General features: G+C 73.9%; 18 protein-coding genes, 2 tRNA genes and 1 riboswitch. Of the genes, 10 read left to right on the top strand and 10 right to left on the bottom strand.

Going from position 1 to position 18715, the window contains the following annotated elements; genetic code table 11:
• Positions 1 to 18: 18 nt before the first annotated feature.
• Positions 19 to 666: a response regulator gene (locus QQS41_RS03865; RefSeq protein WP_448851358.1), complete on the bottom strand. Its 648-nt coding sequence runs from the start codon at positions 664 to 666 to the stop codon at positions 19 to 21.
• Positions 667 to 800: 134 nt separating this feature from the next.
• Positions 801 to 2108: a sensor histidine kinase gene (locus QQS41_RS03860; protein ID WP_448851357.1), complete on the bottom strand. Its 1308-nt coding sequence runs from the start codon at positions 2106 to 2108 to the stop codon at positions 801 to 803.
• A gap of 110 nt (positions 2109 to 2218) precedes the next feature.
• Between QQS41_RS03860 and QQS41_RS03855 the strand changes: the two genes are divergently transcribed.
• A complete protein-coding gene (locus QQS41_RS03855; RefSeq protein ID WP_448851356.1) occupies positions 2219 to 3202 on the top strand; it encodes an FtsX-like permease family protein in 984 nt (327 codons plus the stop codon).
• Positions 3203 to 3287: 85 nt separating this feature from the next.
• The gene (locus tag QQS41_RS03850; protein ID WP_448851355.1) at positions 3288 to 4013 is read left to right on the top strand and encodes an ABC transporter ATP-binding protein; all 726 of its coding nucleotides are present in this window, start codon (positions 3288 to 3290) and stop codon (positions 4011 to 4013) included.
• 35 nt (positions 4014 to 4048) lie between these two features.
• On the opposite strand, the gene QQS41_RS03845 is transcribed toward QQS41_RS03850, so the two are convergent.
• Positions 4049 to 4426 carry a MerR family transcriptional regulator gene (locus QQS41_RS03845; protein ID WP_448851354.1) on the bottom strand — a complete coding sequence of 126 codons (378 nt, stop codon included), beginning with the start codon at positions 4424 to 4426 and terminating at the stop codon, positions 4049 to 4051.
• Between the two features lie 166 nt (positions 4427 to 4592).
• Here QQS41_RS03845 and QQS41_RS03840 point away from each other — a divergent pair, with 166 nt between their 5' ends.
• From QQS41_RS03840 to QQS41_RS03830, 3 genes are all read left to right on the top strand, one after another.
• Positions 4593 to 5177: an EthD family reductase gene (locus QQS41_RS03840; protein WP_448851353.1), complete on the top strand. Its 585-nt coding sequence runs from the start codon at positions 4593 to 4595 to the stop codon at positions 5175 to 5177.
• Positions 5178 to 5306: 129 nt separating this feature from the next.
• Positions 5307 to 5909: an EthD domain-containing protein gene (locus QQS41_RS03835; protein ID WP_448851352.1), complete on the top strand. Its 603-nt coding sequence runs from the start codon at positions 5307 to 5309 to the stop codon at positions 5907 to 5909.
• An 82-nt stretch (positions 5910 to 5991) separates the two neighbouring features.
• Positions 5992 to 6213: a hypothetical protein gene (locus QQS41_RS03830; protein ID WP_448851351.1), complete on the top strand. Its 222-nt coding sequence runs from the start codon at positions 5992 to 5994 to the stop codon at positions 6211 to 6213.
• A gap of 30 nt (positions 6214 to 6243) precedes the next feature.
• Here QQS41_RS03830 and QQS41_RS03825 read toward each other — a convergent pair whose 3' ends face one another.
• The 6 genes from QQS41_RS03825 to QQS41_RS03800 form a co-directional block, all read right to left on the bottom strand.
• Positions 6244 to 6699 carry a DUF4442 domain-containing protein gene (locus QQS41_RS03825; RefSeq protein ID WP_448851350.1) on the bottom strand — a complete coding sequence of 152 codons (456 nt, stop codon included), beginning with the start codon at positions 6697 to 6699 and terminating at the stop codon, positions 6244 to 6246.
• 164 nt (positions 6700 to 6863) lie between these two features.
• The gene (locus QQS41_RS03820; protein ID WP_448851349.1) at positions 6864 to 7910 is read right to left on the bottom strand and encodes a tyrosine-protein phosphatase; all 1047 of its coding nucleotides are present in this window, start codon (positions 7908 to 7910) and stop codon (positions 6864 to 6866) included.
• A 119-nt stretch (positions 7911 to 8029) separates the two neighbouring features.
• Positions 8030 to 8107 (bottom strand) — tRNA-His (locus tag QQS41_RS03815).
• Positions 8108 to 8214: 107 nt separating this feature from the next.
• Positions 8215 to 8790, bottom strand: coding sequence for an oligoribonuclease (gene orn / locus QQS41_RS03810; RefSeq protein WP_448851966.1), 576 nt, complete (start codon positions 8788 to 8790; stop codon positions 8215 to 8217).
• Positions 8791 to 8885: 95 nt separating this feature from the next.
• Positions 8886 to 9689: a mycolate reductase gene (cmrA, locus tag QQS41_RS03805; protein ID WP_448851348.1), complete on the bottom strand. Its 804-nt coding sequence runs from the start codon at positions 9687 to 9689 to the stop codon at positions 8886 to 8888.
• Between the two features lie 87 nt (positions 9690 to 9776).
• Complete coding sequence (locus QQS41_RS03800) at positions 9777 to 10952, bottom strand: poly(ethylene terephthalate) hydrolase family protein (RefSeq protein ID WP_448851347.1); 1176 nt, start codon at positions 10950 to 10952, stop codon at positions 9777 to 9779.
• Between the two features lie 145 nt (positions 10953 to 11097).
• Between QQS41_RS03800 and QQS41_RS03795 the strand changes: the two genes are divergently transcribed.
• Together QQS41_RS03795 and QQS41_RS03790 are read left to right on the top strand one after the other, a co-directional pair.
• Positions 11098 to 12891 carry an alpha/beta-hydrolase family protein gene (locus QQS41_RS03795; protein WP_448851346.1) on the top strand — a complete coding sequence of 598 codons (1794 nt, stop codon included), beginning with the start codon at positions 11098 to 11100 and terminating at the stop codon, positions 12889 to 12891.
• 152 nt (positions 12892 to 13043) lie between these two features.
• Positions 13044 to 13114: riboswitch (guanidine-III (ykkC-III) riboswitch) on the top strand.
• 17 nt (positions 13115 to 13131) lie between these two features.
• Positions 13132 to 13452: a DMT family transporter gene (locus QQS41_RS03790; RefSeq protein WP_448851345.1), complete on the top strand. Its 321-nt coding sequence runs from the start codon at positions 13132 to 13134 to the stop codon at positions 13450 to 13452.
• A gap of 83 nt (positions 13453 to 13535) precedes the next feature.
• Here the strand turns inward: QQS41_RS03790 and QQS41_RS03785 are convergent.
• Positions 13536 to 13609 (bottom strand) — tRNA-Arg (locus QQS41_RS03785).
• Positions 13610 to 13681: 72 nt separating this feature from the next.
• Here QQS41_RS03785 and QQS41_RS03780 point away from each other — a divergent pair.
• The 3 genes from QQS41_RS03780 (at position 13682) to ettA (ending at position 18515) form a co-directional block, all read left to right on the top strand.
• Positions 13682 to 15856: a cytochrome c oxidase assembly protein gene (locus tag QQS41_RS03780; RefSeq protein WP_448851344.1), complete on the top strand. Its 2175-nt coding sequence runs from the start codon at positions 13682 to 13684 to the stop codon at positions 15854 to 15856.
• Positions 15857 to 16034: 178 nt separating this feature from the next.
• Positions 16035 to 16679, top strand: coding sequence for a single-stranded DNA-binding protein (locus QQS41_RS03775; RefSeq protein WP_448851343.1), 645 nt, complete (start codon positions 16035 to 16037; stop codon positions 16677 to 16679).
• Positions 16680 to 16844: 165 nt separating this feature from the next.
• Positions 16845 to 18515: an energy-dependent translational throttle protein EttA gene (gene ettA / locus QQS41_RS03770; protein WP_448851342.1), complete on the top strand. Its 1671-nt coding sequence runs from the start codon at positions 16845 to 16847 to the stop codon at positions 18513 to 18515.
• Positions 18516 to 18715: the final 200 nt, after the last annotated feature.

Below are 18715 nucleotides of genomic sequence, written 5' to 3'. Positions count from 1 at the left end.
GCACCCGCCCCGGCCGCGCTACAGGATGCCCAGCTCCGTCGCCTTCGCGACGGCGGCCGTGCGGGAGCCGACGCCCAGCTTCGTGAAGGCGTGGGCGAGGTGGCTCTTGACGGTCGCCTCCGTCAGCACGAGGCGCCGGGCGATGCCGCGGTTGGACAGGCCCTCGGCGACGAGGGCGAGGACCTCCGCCTCCCGCGCCGTCAGCTGCGGCACGGGGTCCCGCATCCGGCCCATCAGCCGGCCGGCGACGCTGCCGGACAGCACGGTGCCGCCGGCTGCGGCGGTGCGGACGCCGTCGACCAGCTCGGCGGGATCGGCGTCCTTCAGCAGGTAGCCGACGGCCCCGGCGGAGACGGCGCCCAGCACGTCCGCGTCGGAGGAGTAGTTGGTGACCACCAGCACCTGCGGGGCGTCCGGCAGCGCGCGGATGCGCTCGGTGGCGCCGACGCCGCCGGCCCGGCCCGCTGCGCCGGGGGCGTCGCCGAAGCGCAGGTCCATGAGCACCAGGTCAGGGCGGGCGCCGTCGCCGGGGTCGGCGCAGGCGTCGACGGCGGCGTCGGGGGTCGCGGCCTCGCCGACGACCTCGACGTCCCCGGCGGACTCCAGAACGGCGCGCAGGCCGGCGCGGACCACGGGATGGTCGTCGGCGATGAGGACGCGGATCATGGCCCCAGCCTAACCGGGCCGGGCGCCTCCGGGGCCCGGCCGCGGACCCCTCGTCGGGCCGCCGTCGCGCCGCCGTCGCGCCGCCGGCGCGCGGGCCGGGGCGCGGAGGCGGGCCGAGGGCCGGGCGGGCGCCGTCAGGCGACGGGGATGCGCATGGAGACGCCGCAGCCGGCACCCGGCGCGGACTCCACCGACATCGTCCCGCCGAGCGCCGACACGCGCCGCTCCGCGCCCGCCAGCCCGAAGGACTCCCCGCCGCGCGGGGCGGCCGGGTCGAAGCCGACGCCGTCGTCGACGACGTCGAGGTGCACCGCGTCCGGCTGGAACGTCAGCGTCACCCCGCAGCGCGTCGCCCCCGCGTGCTTGACGACGTTGCCCAGCGACGCCTGCGCCACCCGCACCAGCGCCGCCTCCACCTCGTCGGGGAGGGGCCGGGCGTCGCCGTCGACGGAGAACGACACGTTCGCGCCCAGCGGCGTCGTCGAGCACACGCGCGCCAGCGCCACCGGCAGGTCCGCGCCGGACAGGGGGGCGGGCTGCAGCTCCGCGATGATGCGGCGGGTCTCCGCGAGGTTGCCGGCGGCGGTCTCGCGCGCCAGGCGGATGCGCTCGCGGGCCGGGTCCGCGGCGTCGCCGAGCGGTTCGAGGTCGCGTTCGGCGGCGCCGAGCAGCAGGCGGATGGAGGACAGCCCCTGGGCGACGGTGTCGTGGATCTCCCCGGCCAGGCGGGCGCGCTCGTCCAGCTCGCCGGCGCGGCGGGACATCGCGGCGACGTCGGCGCGGGCGGCGGTCAGCTCCGCGATGGCGGCGGCGCGGGCGCGGGACTCCCGCAGCAGCACCCGGAAGCCCAGGCCGACGGCCAGCGCCGCGGCGCCGCCGAGCAGCGGGCCGATGAGCCCGCCCGTCGTCGGGCCCCCGGAATGGTGGGCGATGGCGGCGACGGCCACCGCCGTCACGACGACGACCATGCCGGAGCCGATCGCCCCGCCGGCGACGTGGAGCACGACGAAGAACAGCGGGAACGCCAGGTACGCCGCCTCCTTCACCAGGAACGACAGCGCCGCCCACGTCGCGACCAGCAGGACCAGCCACAGCAGGATGCCGCCGCGGGCCAGCGCCGGCTCGTCGGGGCCGGCTGGCGCGGATGCGGGGCCGGCGGGGCCCGATGCCCCGGAGCGGGAGACGGCCGCCGCGGCGGCGCGGTCCCGGAGGCGGCGCCGCGCCAGCGCGTCGGCCACCATGCCCCCGAGGTACAGCATCGCGAACAGGGCGCCGAGCAGCGCCGGGGCGACGCCCGTCGACCGCTCCATGGCGAAGACCAGGAGGCACGTCACCAGCAGATCCAGCACCGTCCGCATGCCGCGCCACACCAGCGTCAGGGTGCCGGGGTCGGCGGCGGAAACGTCGTCGGCGGTCACGTTTCGGGCGGCGTCGGCGGTCATGGCCGCCAGCCTATCCGCCGGAGGACGGAGCCCCATCGTCCGAAAGGTGGAGGCGAAGTCCAGCCCCACGGCCGATTCGCCCGGACCCCGCCCCGGGCGAGCATGGGGCCATGTTTCACGGAATCAGGGAATTGCGTTCCGCGCCGGGCCGGACGGCGCTCATCACCGTCACCGTCGGCCTCATCGCGCTGATGGTGTGCTTCCTCTCCGCGCTGGCGACGGGGCTGTCGCACCGCTCCGTCTCCGCGCTCGAGCACATGATGCCGGGCGACGAGGCGATCGTCCTCGCCGACTCCGGCGGCGCCACGACGCTGTCGTCGTCGCGCCTCGACGCCGGCCAGGCGAAGGCCGTCGGCGGCGAGGCCGTCTTCGCCGGCCGCGGCCGCGTCGCCGACCAGCCCGTCATGACGCTTCCCGACGCCTCCGTCGACCGCGGCGAGGCCGCCATCCCCGAGGCCCTGGCCGCCGACGTCTCCGCCGGCGACCGCCTGCCGCTCGGCGACGTCACCGTCACCGCCGCCGGCGACGCCGGCGACCTGTGGCTCGACCACACCCCCGTCGTCCTGCTCAACCCCGACGACGCCGCGGCCGTCGCCGCCGGCCCGCCGAACGCCGCCATCATCCCCGCCGATCGGGAGGACGCCGCCTCCGCCGTCGACGGCGTCACCGTGCTGACCGGCGACGACCGGTGGAACGCCTCCGCCTCCTACAAGGGCGAGCAGATGTCCCTCGGCGCCATGACGTCGCTGCTGTACGTCATCTCCGCCCTCGTCGTCGGCGCGTTCTTCACCGTGTGGACCGTCCAGCGGCTCCGCGGCGTCACCATCGCCTCCGCCCTCGGCGCGTCCCGCCGGGTCCTCGTCGCCGACGCCGTCGGCCAGGCCCTCATCGTCCTCGCCGCCGGCATCACCGCCGGCGCCGGGCTCACCGCCCTGGCCGGGCTGGTCCTGCCGGACTCCATGCCCGCCGTCATCGACGCCTCCACCACCGTCGTACCCGGCCTGCTGCTCGCCGCCTGCGGCCTCGCCGGCGCCGCCATCTCGCTGAAGCCGGTGCTGTCCGCCGAGCCCCGCGAGGCCCTGGCCGCCGCCTAGCCCCGTCGCAAAGCACCGCACGCACCGCGCGGAACCCGCGCGCGAACCTCACCCCGCGCACCGCCCCACCAGGAAGGACACCACCATGACCACCGACCGCGGACTCACCCTCGCCGGCGTCACCCTCGACGTCCGCGACGGCGCCGCCGACCGCCGCCTCCTCGACCACGTCGACCTCTCCGTCGCCCCCGGCGAACTCGTCGGCGTCGTCGGCCCCTCCGGCTCCGGCAAGTCGACGCTGCTCGCCGTCGCCGGCGCCCTGCAGACCCCCGACTCCGGCAGCGCCGTGCTGGGGCTCGCCGGCGGCGGGACCGTCGACCTCGCGCAGCTGCGCGGCGGTGCGGCGGCGCGCGTGCGGCGCGACCACGTCGGCATCATCTTCCAGCAGCCCAACCTGCAGCCGGCGCTCACCGTCCGCGAGCAGCTCATCGCCATGACCCGCCTCGGCCGCATCCTGCCGCCGTCGCGCGCCGACCGCCGGGCCGCCGACGCCCGCGCCATGGAGCTCCTCGACGCCGTCGGCCTCGCCGACCTCGCCGGCCGCCGCGCCGCCGCCCTGTCCGGCGGCCAGCAGGCCCGCGTCAACGTCGCCCGCGCCCTCATGAACCACCCCGAGCTCGTGCTCGCCGACGAGCCGACCGCCGCGCTCGACCGCGAATCCGCCGCCGCCGTCACCGCGCTCATCAGCTCCGTCGCCCGCGACGCCGGCGCCGCCGCCCTGTACGTCACCCACGACCGCTCGCAGCTCGACGGCGCCGACCGCGTCGTCGAGATGGTCGACGGCCGACTCGGCTTCCCCGCCGCTGCGTAGGGGAGGGGCGCCCGCCGGAGGGTCCGCGGGGGCCGTCAGCAGTCGTAGGGACCGCCCGAGCCGTCGACGCGCCGCAGGTAGCACTCGTAGCGATCGTGGAACCGGGACAGCATGTCGATCCGCTCCCGCAGCCGGTCCATGTGCGCGCGCAGCTCCGCCTCCATCTCCGGGTCTTCCTGCGGCGGGAGATCGGCGTGCGGGCCGTGGACGCGGGGGAGCAGCCGGGCGACGAGCTCCGTCGTGAAGCCCCCGTCCAGCAGGCAGCGGATCTGACGGACCTTCTCCACGTCGGCGTCGTCGTAGTCGCGGTACCCGTTCGCCGAGCGGCGGGACGCGATGAGCCCCTTCTCCTCGTAGTAGCGCAGCTGCCGCGGCGTCGCGCCGCTGCGGTCCGCGAGTTCCCCGATGCGCATGGCAGGCCTCCCTCGTCCGCCGCCCCGTCGGCCGCCGGCGGAGCCCCGATCTTGACCTTGACATTAGCGTCAATGTTTAGCGTCGGAGACGGACGGCGCCCCGGGACCGCCCGACGCGCTCCCCGCCGTCCGGGCGCACCGCGCCCCGACGGAAGGACCCCGAACCATGCACCACCGCATCGTCTTCGTGCGCAAGCTGCCGGAGATCACCCACGAGCGATTCCACCTGGACTGGCAGATGGTCCACGGGTCGCTCCTGATGCCGGCGCCGAACCTCCGCGGCTACGTCCAGAACCGGCCCGTCGCGGCCCAGTGGGGGCGCGGCCCCGCCGACGGCGTCGCCGAGCTGTACTACGACTCCCCGGAGCTGGAGCAGGTCGCCTTCGACACCCACCAGTCGAAGCTCATCCGGCAGCACGAGCACTCCTTCATGGCGGGGGAGGAGACGTTCTCCGCCCTCGTGGAGGAGGAGACCCTCGTCGACGGCCGCCAGACCGCCTCCCGCGTGCGCGCGCCGGGCGCCGACGTCGCCGACATCCCGGAGGGAGCCGCCGTCCGCATCGGGGTGCTCCACCTCGACCAGCCGGAGCCGTGGACGGGCTCACGGCACATCGTGTCCGCGTGGACGACATCCGAGCCCGGTGCGTTCGCCGTGAAGGACGCCCTCGGCGGAGAAGCGGAGGGTACGGCGGCGCTCGTCGTCACGCCCACCCCCATCGTGGCCCCACCCCTCGCTCCCTACGCCGGCTGACCCGGCGCACACCTCCGGCCCCCGACGCCGGGCCCCGACGCCGGGCCCCGGCGTCCACGGCGCGCCGGGAGGCCCCGCCCCGGTGCCCGCGGCATGCCCGGGCCCGCACCCGAACCGAAGGAGAACCCCATGACCCACCACCGCATCGCATTCCTCATCCCCCGGCCCGACGTCTTCCCGCCGACCGACGCCGAGGCCCTCGCCCGCTTCCACCGCCACTGGCACGAGGCGCACGGCGAGTACGTCATGCCCGTCACCCCGGTCACCGGCTACGTCCAGAACCGGCCCGTCGACGGCTCCTGGCACTGGGGTCCGTTCCACGGCGTCGCCGAGCTGTTCTTCGACTCGCCGGAGGGCGAGGAGGCGGCGTGGGAGCACCCCGCGTGGAAGGGGAAGCTCGCGCCCGACGAGGAGTACGTGTTCGACGTCGACAACGGCTTCTCCTCCCTCGTCGAGGACGTCGAGGAGCTGCGCGCCGGCGACGTCACCCGCACCCGCGTCCTCGCACTCGGCGGAGACCCCGCCGCCGTCGGCGACGGCGAGCTCATCGGCGCCGTCCACCGCATCACCCTGGAGGACGAGGCCCCCGTTGACGGCGGCTCGCGCGAGCTGCTGTCCGTCTTCGTCCGCGGCCGGGACGAGGCCGCCCGCGTCGCGGAGGCCCTCGGCGGGCAGGTCCTCGTCGCCGAGACGATCCAGATGATCCGGCCGGAGGGCTGGCCGAACGTGTGACGGCGCCGGCGGCGGCGCTGACGCATGACATTCGCGGGCCCGCGAGAGGGCTTCCCGGCTGCCGGTGCTTTCCATCGGAAAAATGCCTGTATCCTCGCCTGCATCGCGGGCCGAGTCGGTGGAGCGGGAGTTGAGGGTGCTCGCCGCGATTTTCCTCGTGGCCCTCATCGCCGTGCCGGCGCTGGCGCTGTGGGGTCTCGGCCGGGCGGTCGATAGCCGTCTGCGGCGCCGCGAGCAGGAGGACGGCGGGGATGCCGCGCGGGAGCCCGGCACCGATGACCCGGACGGCGGGGCCGGCGGATAGCCCCCGGCCGTGCCCGCCGGCCCGGGGCGCCTACCGGCCCGGCTTGCGCCGCACGTACATGCGGCGGCGGACGCGGGCGACGACGTCGCCCGACTCGTCGACGATGTCGCACCCGAACCAGCGGCGGTGCGCCTCGCCGTCGGCGCACTCGTCCCGGATCTCCTGGACGACGTCGGCGGGCAGCTCGATGACCGCGCGGACGCGGCCGGTGCCGGGCTTCACGAACTCGATGGCGCCCTCGATGTCCCACACCTTGTAGTCCCGTCCCAGCTGGTGCACGGCCAGGAGCATGAAGAACGGGTCCGTCATCGACTGCATCGTGCCGCCGAAGACCGTGCCCACGGCGTTTTTGTTCCACGGCCGGAGGCGGTGCTCGACGACGAGGCGGGTGCCGTCCTCCGCCGCCTCAGTCACGCGGACGCCGGCGCCCAGGTACGGCGGCCACAGCCACATCAGGCGCTTCAGCATCGTCGGCGTGAACTGCACGGGGGTCCTCCTCGGGCGGCGGTGCGGTGACGCGTCCACGCTAACGGCTGCGCCGCCCCCTGTCCCCGGGCCCGGGGAATCGGCGGCCGGAACATCCTCGCCGGCGCGTGGGGCGGGGCCGGGGACCTCCGGGCCCGGGAGCATCCGGACGGCCGCGCCCGGCGTCAGGAGCGGAGGAACTTCGCCTCGAGCGCGGCGACGTCCGCGTCGTCGAGGCCCAGCTGGTTCACGACGTAGGAGTCGAAGCCGCCGTAGACCCGGTCGATGACGTCCCACGACGCCTGCAGCCACTCGGCGCGCAAGGGGTTCTCCCGGCCCAGGTAGGCGTCGCTGGCGAGGAAGTCCGCCATGATGTCGTCCATCGGCACCCCGAGGATGCGCAGGAGGTACGCCGCGGCCAGCCCCGTGCGGTCCTTGCCCGCGGAGTAGCGGAACACGACCGCACCGTCCTCGTGCGCGATGGCGTGCAGCAGCTCCGAGAACGCGCGCTGGGAGGACGAGTTCACCGCCATCAGCTGGTAGCCCAGCAGCTGGCCGAGGTCCCTGACCTCGTCGTCGAACAGCTCCCCGCGGGCGCCGGGGTCGGCGGTGGCGACGTCGCCGAGGATCCGCGGCGTCTCCTCCGCCAGGGTCGGCCCGGCGGTGCGCAGCGGGGACTCGTCGAAGCGCACGCCCCGCGACACGTCGACGACGTCGGCGACCTGGTAGGCCACGCCCGCCGGCAGGCGCTCCGGTTCCTCGTTGCGCTCGCGGATGTTGCGCGTGTCGACGACGCGCGTCACGCCCGCGCCCGGCATCCGGGCGAGCTCGTCGTCCGTGGAGGAGACGAGCTTGTTCGACCGGTAGGCGACGCCGCGGGCCAGCTCCCGGCCGTCGGCGGTGCGCAGCGGCGCCTCCGCGGTGCCCGCCACGTCACGGAAGTTCGGGGTCGTCGCCAGCGCCCCGGAGGCGATGGGACCCGACCCGGCGGGCGCGACGTCGACGAACTCCGGGTCCGGCGCCGCGAACACCGCGTCGGCCAGGCCCGCCGACCCGGCGTCCGCCGAGCCCGGGAGCGCCGACCCGGGTGCGGTGGCCGAACCCGGTGCGGGGACGGCGGGGTCGGCGGCGGCCGGGGAGGCGGCGACGGGCAGCGTCAGCGCCGCGGCGGAGAAGAACCCCGCGGCCACGATGGCGGCGGGGCGTCGGCGGTCACGGGGGCGGGAGGTCATGGCCGGACCCTAACGCCGCCGGACGGGTCCCGCGATTCGGGGCCGCGGCAGGGGAACCCGGACGGGACCCGCGCATGACGAAGCCCCCGGGGCGGACATCCGCTCCCGGGGGCTTCCCTTGGGGGTGACTGACGGGACTCGAACCCGCGACACCCAGGATCACAACCTGGTGCTCTACCAGCTGAACTACAGTCACCATCGCATTCACGGCTCATCGCCGTTGCAGCGGAACTTATGCTATCCCATGGCCCCGCCGCCGCCAAAACGGCAGGTCCGGGGCCATGCGGGGCACGTCGTCACGCGACTACACGGGGAAGCGCTCGGAGGCGCCGCGGGCGGCCTCCGCCACCTCCTCCTTCGACGGGCCCTCGCCCGCCGGCAGCAGCGCGCGGCGGTAGAACTCCAGCTCCCGGATCGACTCGCGGATGTCCGCCAGTGCCCGGTGCGCCATGCCCTTCTCCGGCTGGCCCTGGTACACGCGCGGGTACCAGCGGCGAGCCAGCTCCTTCACGGAGGACACGTCGATGAGGCGGTAGTGCAGGTGGGCGTCCAGCTCCGGCATGTACCGGTCGATGAACTTCCGGTCCGAGGAGATGGAGTTGCCCGCCAGCGGCGCCTGCCCCTTCTCCGGCACGTGCTCCCGCACGTACTCCAGGACGATGCGCTCCGCGTCCGCGACCGTCAGCTCCGAGGCGCGGATCTCCTCCGTCAGGCCCGAGGAGCCGTGCATCTCCACGACCACCTCGTCCATCTGCGCCAGCTCGTCCTCCGTCGCGTGGACGACGACGTCGACGCCCTCGCCCAGGATGTTGAGGTCCGCGTCGGTGACCAGTGCGGCGATCTCCACGATCACATGGCGGTCCGGGTCGAGGCCCGTCATCTCGCAGTCGATCCACACGATGCGGTCGTACTTCGCGGGCAGGCCGTTGCCCGCGCCGTTGCCGTTGCCGTCGTTCGTGCCGTTCGCGCCGTCGCTCACTGCTGCGCCATCCCCTCGTAGAACCTGCCGATGATGGGGGCGAGCAGGCGCCGGGGCAGGTACGTGCCGGCGCCGTTCATGCCCTTGCTGAGGATGCCCGGGACCACCCGCAGGCGGTTCGCGTCCAGCGCCGCGATGCTGTCGCGCGCGCAGTCCTCCGTGCCGGTCCACAGGAAGTCCGGGACCGCCTCGTCCACCTCGTTCGCCCCGTCGTCGCGCTCGTCCGGGCGCACCGGACCCGGCGCCAGCAGCGTGCAGTGCACGCCCGTGCCCTTCAGGTCGTAGTGCAGCGCCTCCGTGAACGTGTTCACGAACGCCTTCGTGCCCACGTACGTCGCGTTGTTCGGGATGACGGTGGTGCCGGCCGCGGAGCCGACGTTGAGGATCGCGCCCGAGCCGCGCGCGACCATCGGCGTGACGACGGCCTGCGTCAGCTCGAACACCGCCGTCGCGTTGAGCTCGAACTGCCGGCGCTCGTAGTCCTGGTCCAGATCCTGGAAGCGGCCGAACGTCGCGATGCCCGCGCAGTTCACCATGACGGAGACGGAATCGGCGTCGAGCTCCCGCAGGAACTCCGCGCGCGCCTGCGGGTCGGAGAGGTCGCAGGGGCGGACCTCGGCGACGACGCCGTGGGCGGCGCTCACCTCCTCCGCCAGCGCCCGCATCTTGTCCTCCGAGCGGGCCACCAGGATCAGGTGGTGGCCCCTGCGGGCCAGTTCACGGGCCAGGGCGCGGCCGATGCCGGACGAGGCGCCGGTCACCACCGCCCTCATGCGCCTGTCGGGTGCGGGCAGCGCCATCGCGGTCCTTTCCGTCGGTGGGGTGTTTCCGGGAACGGCCCGATGATACCGCCGGGGACGGCACGGACGGGCGGGCGCGGCGGTGTGCTACCCGCCGGCGGCGGCGTTGCGCTCGACGTCCATCAGCTCCGGGTCGGACGGCAGCGTCCACGCCGGGCCCTCGTACAGCGTCTCCGCGCGGACGTCGCCGCGCAGCTGGGCGTCGAGGAACGACAGGGTCAGGCCGCCGACCGGGGTGTTCGGAACGATGTCCAGGGCGGTGCCGTGGTACGTGTCGCGCATCTCCACCCACCAGCCGGGGCCGGCCAGCTGGTCGTAGCGCTGCCGCGACAGGCCGTGCGGGACCATCGACTCGTGCTCCGCGACGGCGACCAGCGTGGGCGCGGTGCCGGGCGGGGTGGCCAGGCCGAAGTCGCCGGGCCCCGGCATCAGCGCGACGACGCCGCCGACGTGCAGGTCCGGGATGACGGGGCCGAGGATGCGCTCCAGCGCCGACGACATCGACAGCACGGCGCCGCCGCCGGCGGAGTGGCCGACCAGGCCGGTGCGGGAGAAGTCGATGTGGCCGTGCAGCGGGTGCGACGCGTCCTCCGCGGCCGCCGCGGCGGCCAGGGCGCCGATGTTCACCTGGGCGCCGAACCAGTTGACGAAGGTGAAGCCGACCACCACGACGTAGCCGTGGGAGGCGAGGTGGCGGGCGATGCGGTCCTGGTGGCCCGGCTGCCCGGCGATGCCGGGGGACAGGACGATGAGCGGCGCCTTCTCGCCCTCGGCGAGGTCGGCGGGCATGAGCCATTTCGTGCCCGCCGGCGGCTGGGTGCCGTTGGGGAACACGTCGTAGCACTGCGGCTCCTCCAGCACGCCGTGCTGCTCGGTGACGATGCGGTTGTAGATCCGCACCGCCAGGCTCCGGCAGTCCGACGGCTCCGTCTCCGCGGCGACGGGATGCGGGCCGGGCGCCGACCAGCCGGCGCGCACGGAACCCGCCGGGGGAGTGCCGCGGTCGATGGACGGGGCACCCTGCGACGAGCCCGGCAGGGAGTCCGAGCCGGGGAGGCCCGGCAGGGAACCGGAGCCCGGCAGGGACGGCGCCGCATCGGAGCCGGGCAGCTCCGGGGTGGACGACGAGGGGACGGGCAGCTGGTCCGACCCGGGCAGGCCGGGCGGCCCGGGCCGGGAGGGTGCAGCACCGGCGACGGAGGGGGCGGACAGGACGAGGGCGGCGGCGAGAGCCGCGGCCCGCGGCAGACGATTGCGGAACATGGCCGTACTCCGAACTGGGTGAAGATGAGGAGAGGGAAGGGAAACGTGTTCCTTTCGGATCGGATTCTAGACCCGTGTCCGGAATCCCCCGGATTCCGGCGGCCCCAGGGGAACCCGCCCGTGGCATGCGGCAATATTGTTCACCATGGAGAAGGCCATCGCGGTGGGCAGCCGGCCGCAGCTGTTCCGGGAGTACGACCTCGTCGGGCTCGTCGTCGCCGCACTCGCGGCGGCGTCCGCGTACACGCCGTCGCTGCTGCCGCGCACGTGGTTCTACCAGGGGCTCGTCGCCGGCATCGCCGCCGCGATGGGCTACGCGACGGGCGTCGTGCTGCACCGCGCCTGGACCGCGCTGGGTCGGGCGCTGGCCCGCTCGGACCGGGTGCGCCGCGCCCGGGAATCCGCCCGCGCCCGCCTCCGCTCCGCTCTGCCGGGCCGTCTGCACCGGGAGACCGTCGCGTCGTGGGCCCAGGTCGCGGGCGTCGTCATGCTCGTCGCCGTGATCGCCGGCTCCCTGTGGGCGTCCATCGGCTGGCAGCGGGAGCTGGCGCAGGAGATGGCGAAGCCGCTGCCCGGGCTCTGGCACGTGCTGCTGGCGCTGCCGACGTCGCTGCTGGTGTTCTGGCTCCTCCTCGTCGCCGCCCGCGGCCTCGCCGCGTGGGCGGACGCGATGGCGGCGCTGGCCCGCCGCGCCGGGCTGGGGGAGTCGGCGGCCGTCGGCGCGTCGTGGACCGCCGTCGCCGTGGTCCTCACCCTCCTGGTGGGCAGCGTGATGCCGTCGGTCGGCGTGCGGCTGGCGGAGCCGTACTTCATCGACCAGAACCTCACCTACCGGCAGGACCTGGAGAAGCCCGCGGTGCCGGAGCGCGCCGCCGGCCCCGGCTCCGCCGTCGACTGGGACGGCCTGGGCTACGAGGGCTCCCGCTTCATCGCCGACGGCCTCTACGCCGGCGAGCTGGAACGGGTCACCGGCCGCCCCGCGGAGGAGCCCATCCGCCTCTACGCCGGGCTGGGCAACGGCGACACGATGAGGGAGCGCGCCGATCTGCTGGTCCGGGAGCTGGAGCGCACCGGCGCCGCCTCCCGGGAGGCCGTGATGATCATGCCGGTCACCGGCACCGGCTGGGCCAACCCCGTCTCGGCGCAGGCGTTCGAGCTGCTCCACGACGGCGACACCGCGATCGTCAGCGCCCAGTACGGCGTGCTGCCCAGCGCCCTGTCCGTCTTCGTCGACCGCAACATCGCCGCCGACCCGTCCCGGGAGCTCGTCGCCGCCGTCGCCGCCTGGTGGGCGGGCATCCCGGAGGGGGAGCGGCCGAAGCTGTACCTCTACGGAGAGTCGCTGGGCACCCAGGGCGTCGAGGCGGGGCTGACGTCGATGTGGCCGACGGGCCTGCTGCCGGACGGCGTGCTGATGGTCGGCCCGCCGCAGGGCAACGACATCCACCGCTGGTTCACGGAGCGCCGCCGGCCCGCGAGCCCCGAGGTGCGGCCGGAGGGCCCCGACATGTCGGGCGTCCGCTTCGCCGTCAGCGGCGACGACGCCATCCGCCGGGCCCGCGACCCGGAGTGGCCGGACTTCCGCATCCTCTACATGCAGCACGACACCGACCCGGTGGTGTGGTGGTCCCCGGCGCTCATCTGGAACCGCCCCGACTGGCTGGCGGAGGCGCCCGGCCCCGCCCGGTCGCCGTCGATGGAGTGGCGCTTCTTCGTCACCTTCTGGCAGGTCAGCGCGGATCTGGCGGGTGCGGCGGAGGTGCCCGACGGCTACGGCCACAACTACGCCGACGAGATCATCGACGGCTGGATCGCCGTCACCGGCGACCCGCGCACCGCCCCCGCCGACCGGGCCGCGCTGCACGGGGAGATGGACCGCGCGATGGAGGGCCAGGGCCCGGAGAAGGGCCACATCACGGGGCTCGACGAGGCCGGGTAGGGCCCGGGTCCGCACCCCGCATCGCGTGACGACGGCACCCGCCCCGGCCCGCATCCCCCGGCCGGGGCCCGTGGCCCGTCCCGCCCCGCGGCGGCGCCGCGACCCGTCCCGGCCCGCGGGCCCGTCGCGCGCCCCTGCTAGCCTCGGCGCCCGAGGCGGCGCACCGAGTCAGCGCCCCTCCCGGACGAGGCCACCCGTACCCGGACGACGACAAGACGGGGATCCCGGGAGGGACACTTCATGCACTGGTTCATCCTCATCGCGTCGGGCGTCTTCGAGGCCGTGTGGGCCGTCGCGCTCGGCAAGTCGGAGGGCTTCACCCGCTTCTGGCCGACGGTCGTCTTCGTCGTCGGCATGCTCATCAGCATGGCGGGCCTCGCCTACGCCCTGCGCGCCCTGCCCGTCGGCACCGGCTACGCCGTGTGGGTCGGCGTCGGCGCCACGCTGACGGTCGCGTGGTCCATCGCCACCGGCCAGGAGGGGCTCACGCCGCTGAAGGGCCTGTTCATCGCTATGATCATCGGCGGCATCATCGGCCTGAAGGCCGTGTCGCAGCACTAGCGGGGCCCACGGAGCGGCGCGGGGGCCGTCGCACAGCACATCACCTGCGCACCCCGCGCGCACCGGGGACCCCGCGTGCGCGGCGCCCCCGGCAGGATTCGAACCCGCGACCGTCCGGGTAGAAGCCGGCTGCTCTCATCCACTGAGCTACGGAGGCATGCCCGGGAATCCTAGCGCGGGCCCTCTCCCGGGGGCGAAGGGACAGGGGGCCGGGCGTACCCTGGGGGACATGACGCGTGCAACGAGGACGTCACCCGGCGCCACCCGGCCGGGGGACGGGGGAACCGCGCAGGGGAGCGGCGGCCGGTCCGTCCGCCGCAGCTGGTACTGGTACGCCGCCTTCGCCGTGGCCGCCGCGGCGATGGCCGGCGCGCTGTCGCTGCTGTTCAACATGGAGTCCCGGTCGACGCTCGGCGTGCCGGACCCGGGCGTGCTCACCACGTTCGGGTTCCCCGCCGCGAAGGCCGGCGGCGAGATGCTCGCCGCGCTGGCCACCGGCTCCTTCATGCTCGCCGCGTTCGGCACCAAGTGGCGTGACGACGGGACCCTCGACCTCGACGGCTGGGCGGCGTCCCGCACGGGGACGTGGGCGCTGGTCGGCTGGGGCGGCATCGCCCTGCTGCAGATCCCGCTGGTCCTCTCCGACGTCTCCGGTCAGCCCCTGTCGGAGACCATCCGCCCCGCCGCGTGGTCGCTCGCGCTGGAGCAGGTCAGCGAGGCCGTCGCCTGGCTGTGGGTCGCCATCTTCGCCCTGTGCACGGCGTTCTTCTCCGCCCTGACCCGCAAGTGGGTGTGGCAGCCGGTGTTCTTCGCCGTCTCGCTCGTGTCGATGATGCCGCTGGCCGTCGTCAGCCACAACGCCACCGGCGGCAACCACGACTACGGCACGAACTCCTACATCTGGCACCTGACCTTCACCGTCTTCTGGGTCGGCGGCCTCATGGCCCTCATCGGCCACGCCCGCCGCCGCGGCGAGCACCTGCAGGTCGTCTCCCGCCGCTACAGCTTCGTGGCGCTGGTGGCGTTCGTCGCCATGACCGTCTCCGGCGTCATCAACGCCGGCATCAACGTGTCGTGGGGCGACCTGTTCACGAACAACTACGGCATCCTCGTCGTGGTCAAGTTCTTCGCCGTCGTCGTGCTGGGCCTGTTCGGCTACCTGCACCGCCAGGTGACGCTGCCCGCGATCTCCGAGCGCGGCGACTCCCGCGCCTTCCGCCGCTTCGCCGCCGTCGAGGTGCTCATCATGGCGCTGACCGTCGGCGTCGCCGTCGCGCTGGGCCGCACGCCCCCGCCCCCGAACTACGCGGGCCAGGCCGGCGGCACCGACGTCCTGCCGGAGATCTCCCAGATGGAGGTCAAGCTCGGCTACAACCTCGACATCCCGTTCGGGTGGGAGGCGATGTTCACGACCTTCCGCTTCGACATCTTCTTCGGCTCCGCCGCCATCATCGCCGCCTGGATCTACCTGTACTGGCTGCGGCAGCTGAAGAAGCGCGGCGGCGAGTGGCCGCTGCAGAACACCCTGTGGTGGCTCGGCGGCTGCTTCCTCCTGCTCTTCACGTCCTCCTCCGCGCTGGGCGTGTACATGCCGGCGCAGTTCAGCGTCCACATGCTGGCGCACATGCTGTACTCCATGGCCATCCCGGTCATGCTGGTGCTCGGCGGCCCCATGACCCTGGCGCTGCGCGCCCTCAGGCCCGCCGGCCGCACGGGCGTGCCGGGCATCCGCGAGTGGCTGGTCGTGTTTATCAACAACCCGGTGTCGCGGTTCCTCACCAACCCCGCCGTCGCGACCGTCCAGTTCGTCGCCGGCTTCTACCTGCTCTACTTCACCGGCCTGTACGACTGGCTGGCCGACGAGCACGCCGGCCACCTGTTCATGAACATCCACTTCCTCATCTCGGGCTACATCTTCTACTGGGTGATCATCGGCATCGACGCCGCGCCGCAGCAGATCCCGGAGTCGGTGAAGCTGGTGACGCTCATGGGTTCGCTGCCGTTCCACGCCTGGTTCGGCATCACCCTGATGCAGATGCAGGCCCCGCTGGCCGCCGACTACTACTCCTCCCTCGGCCTGCCGTGGCACGTCGACCTGCTGCAGGACCAGAACGTCGGCGGCGCCATCGCATGGGCGATGGGCGAGATCCCGCTCTTCATCGTCACCATCGCCCTGTCGTTCCAGTGGCTCGCCGCCGACCGCCGCGAGGCCAAGCGCTACGACCGCCGCGCCGAGCGCGACGGCGACGCCGAGCTGACGGCCTACAACGAGATGCTCGCCGCCCGCGCCGGCGGCCAGCGGACCGCGGAGGAGGAGGCGTACTACGCCACCGAGGTCGACCGCGAGCACGAGGTGCACCTGGGCAACCCCATCGGCTCGGAGGGCGTGCGCAAGCGCCGCTGATCGCCGCAGGCGCCGCAACCCGCGCCGGACCCCGGACCGTGGACGGTCTTCCCCTCGGGAGGATCCGTCCACGGCCCGGGGCTCCGCCGTTTCCGGGGCCGGGCGGCGCGGCGACCATCGGAGGCGGGGACGGCCCCGGGGAGGGCCGGCCCGCGACCGAACGCCGAGGAGGCACCGCATGTCCCTGTCCACCGTCACCATCCTGGGCAACCTCACCGCCCACCCGACCATCCACGACGTGAAGGACGGGGTGTCGCTGGCCCGCTTCACCGTCGCGTCGTCCCGCAACCGCCGCGTCGACGGGGAGTGGAAGTCCGGCGAGACGACGTTCCTGGAGGTCGAGTGCTGGGACGACATGGCCCGCAACGTCGTCGCCTCCCTGCGCAAGGGCATGGCCGTCGTCGTCCACGGCCGGCTGGACACCAGCCGGTGGGAGGACAAGGAGGGCAACCCGCGGTCGAAGATGCGGCTCCGCGCGATCGCCGTCGGCCCCGACCTGCGGCGCGCGGAGGTCGCGGTGACGCGCGTGCGCCGGGAGACCGACGCGTGGGGCGACGCCGCGCCGGGCGCGGGCGAGGGCTCCGGCGCGGCCGCGGCGCCCGGCCGCTCCGACCTGCCGGGCCCGGCGCCGGAGGCCGCGGCGTACTCGCCGTCGTTCGCGGACGCGGAGACCGGCGTCCTGCAGCGGGCGGGGGAGTCCGGCGACGCGGAGGGCGCGGACGGCCCGAATGACATGACGGGGAACACCGCCGACGGCGGCGGCGTTGCACTGGAGGAGTCGGCGGAGGCGCCGGGGAAGGAGCCCGCCGTCGCGCCGTTCTGACCCCGCTCCAGCGGCCCGCCGGAGCCGGTCGGCGCAGGGGCCGGCGGGCCGCCCGCCACGTTGTTCATTCCCGGGGCGGTGCGTATCGTCGGGGAGGATTGTCCGGCCCGCCGCGGCATCCGCGGAAGCGGCCGAAACGAAGGTGAAAGTGGGGTTCATCCAACCATGGCAGAGTTCATCTACCAGATGAAGAACGTGCGCAAGGCGCACGGCGACAAGGTCATCCTGGACAACGTCACCATGGCGTTCTACCCGGGCGCCAAGATCGGCGTCGTCGGCCCGAACGGCGCCGGCAAGTCCTCGATCCTGAAGATCATGGCCGGGCTGGACCAGCCCTCCAACGGCGAGGCGTTCCTGGAGCCGGGCGCCACCGTCGGCATCCTGCTGCAGGAGCCGCCGCTGAACGAGGAGAAGACGGTGCGCGGCAACGTCGAGGAGGGCCTCGGCGACATCTTCGAGAAGAAGCAGCGGTTCGAGGCGATCGCCGAGGAGATGGCGACCAACTACACCGACGAGCTGATGGAGGAGATGGGCAAGCTCCAGGAGGAGCTCGACGCCGCCGACGCCTGGGAGATCGACTCCAAGATCGAGCAGGCCATGGACGCGCTGCGCTGCCCGCCGGCGGATGAGCCGGTCACTCACCTCTCCGGCGGCGAGCGCCGCCGCGTCGCCCTGGCGAAGCTGCTGCTGTCGGAGCCGGACCTGCTGCTCCTCGACGAGCCGACCAACCACCTCGACGCCGAGTCGGTGCTGTGGCTGGAGCGCCACCTGAAGGACTACCCGGGCGCCGTCCTCGCCGTGACCCACGATCGCTACTTCCTGGACAACATCGCGGGCTGGATCTGCGAGGTCGACCGCGGCAAGCTCTACCCGTACGAGGGCAACTACTCCACCTACCTGGAGAAGAAGGCCGAGCGCCTCGAGGTCGCCGGCAAGAAGGACCAGAAGCTGCAGAAGCGCCTGAAGGACGAGCTGGCGTGGGTCCGCTCCGGCCAGAAGGCCCGCCAGGCGAAGAACAAGGCCCGCCTGGAGCGCTACGAGCAGATGGTGGAGGAGGCCGAGCAGTACAAGAAGCTCGACTTCGAGGAGATCCAGATCCCGACCCCGCCGCGCCTGGGCAACCAGGTCGTCGAGGTGAAGAACCTGGACAAGGGCTTCGACGGCCGCACCCTCATCAAGGACCTGTCGTTCACGCTGCCGCGCAACGGCATCGTCGGCGTCATCGGCCCGAACGGCGTCGGCAAGTCCACGCTGTTCAAGACCATCGTCGGCCTGGAGCAGCCGGACGCCGGCGAGGTGAAGGTCGGCCAGACGGTCAAGCTGTCCTACGTCGACCAGGGCCGCGAGAACATCGACGGCGAGAAGACGGTGTGGGAGGTCGTCTCCGACGGCCTGGACTACATCCACGTCGGCCAGAACGAGATGCCGTCGCGCGCCTACCTGTCGGCGTTCGGCTTCAAGGGCCCGGACCAGCAGAAGCCGGCGAAGGTGCTCTCCGGCGGCGAGCGCAACCGCCTGAACCTGGCGCTGACCCTGAAGCAGGGCGGCAACCTGATCCTGCTGGATGAGCCGACCAATGACCTGGACGTCGAGACCCTCGGCTCCCTGGAGAACGCGCTCGAGGCGTTCCCGGGCTGCGCCGTGGTCATCTCCCATGATCGCTGGTTCCTCGACCGCACCTGCACCCACATCCTCGCGTGGGAGGGCAACGTCGAGGAGGGCCAGTGGTTCTGGTTCGAGGGCAACTTCGAGGGCTACGAGAAGAACAAGGTCGAGCGCCTCGGCCCCGACGCGGCCCGCCCGTCCCGCGTCACCCATCGCAAGCTGACCCGCTAGCGGACCCCGCACCGCCCCGGACGCCCCCGCGCGTCCGGGGCGTTCGCGTGCCCGGAGACGGCCGGGGCGCCGCCGGGCCCGTCGAACCCGCGCATCCGGGTGCGCCGGCGGCCCCGGCCCGGCCGCACCCGCAGGACCGGCGCGAACCGCCGGACCGGCAGCCCGCCCGCGGGGCCTGCGGCACAATGGGGCGCACACGA

The organism is Corynebacterium sp. 335C (assembly GCF_053525695.1).
Note: the sequence above shows the minus strand (reverse complement) of the source record. Positions and strands in the feature narration are given on the sequence as shown.

Coding starts and splice junctions, on each gene's coding strand:
- QQS41_RS03800 (WP_448851347.1), bottom strand. CDS start 10,952: ATGTTCCGCAATCGTCTGCCGCGGGCCGCGGCTCTCGCCGCCGCCCTC.
- orn (WP_448851966.1), bottom strand. CDS start 8,790: ATGACGGGCCTCGACCCGGACCGCCATGTGATCGTGGAGATCGCCGCA.
- QQS41_RS03820 (WP_448851349.1), bottom strand. CDS start 7,910: ATGACCTCCCGCCCCCGTGACCGCCGACGCCCCGCCGCCATCGTGGCC.
- QQS41_RS03865 (WP_448851358.1), bottom strand. CDS start 666: ATGATCCGCGTCCTCATCGCCGACGACCATCCCGTGGTCCGCGCCGGC.
- QQS41_RS03855 (WP_448851356.1), top strand. CDS start 2,219: ATGTTTCACGGAATCAGGGAATTGCGTTCCGCGCCGGGCCGGACGGCG.
- QQS41_RS03795 (WP_448851346.1), top strand. CDS start 11,098: ATGGAGAAGGCCATCGCGGTGGGCAGCCGGCCGCAGCTGTTCCGGGAG.
- QQS41_RS03775 (WP_448851343.1), top strand. CDS start 16,035: ATGTCCCTGTCCACCGTCACCATCCTGGGCAACCTCACCGCCCACCCG.
- QQS41_RS03790 (WP_448851345.1), top strand. CDS start 13,132: ATGCACTGGTTCATCCTCATCGCGTCGGGCGTCTTCGAGGCCGTGTGG.
- QQS41_RS03845 (WP_448851354.1), bottom strand. CDS start 4,426: ATGCGCATCGGGGAACTCGCGGACCGCAGCGGCGCGACGCCGCGGCAG.
- QQS41_RS03850 (WP_448851355.1), top strand. CDS start 3,288: ATGACCACCGACCGCGGACTCACCCTCGCCGGCGTCACCCTCGACGTC.
- QQS41_RS03840 (WP_448851353.1), top strand. CDS start 4,593: ATGCACCACCGCATCGTCTTCGTGCGCAAGCTGCCGGAGATCACCCAC.
- cmrA (WP_448851348.1), bottom strand. CDS start 9,689: ATGGCGCTGCCCGCACCCGACAGGCGCATGAGGGCGGTGGTGACCGGC.
- QQS41_RS03860 (WP_448851357.1), bottom strand. CDS start 2,108: ATGACCGCCGACGCCGCCCGAAACGTGACCGCCGACGACGTTTCCGCC.
- QQS41_RS03835 (WP_448851352.1), top strand. CDS start 5,307: ATGACCCACCACCGCATCGCATTCCTCATCCCCCGGCCCGACGTCTTC.
- ettA (WP_448851342.1), top strand. CDS start 16,845: ATGGCAGAGTTCATCTACCAGATGAAGAACGTGCGCAAGGCGCACGGC.
- QQS41_RS03830 (WP_448851351.1), top strand. CDS start 5,992: ATGCCTGTATCCTCGCCTGCATCGCGGGCCGAGTCGGTGGAGCGGGAG.
- QQS41_RS03780 (WP_448851344.1), top strand. CDS start 13,682: ATGACGCGTGCAACGAGGACGTCACCCGGCGCCACCCGGCCGGGGGAC.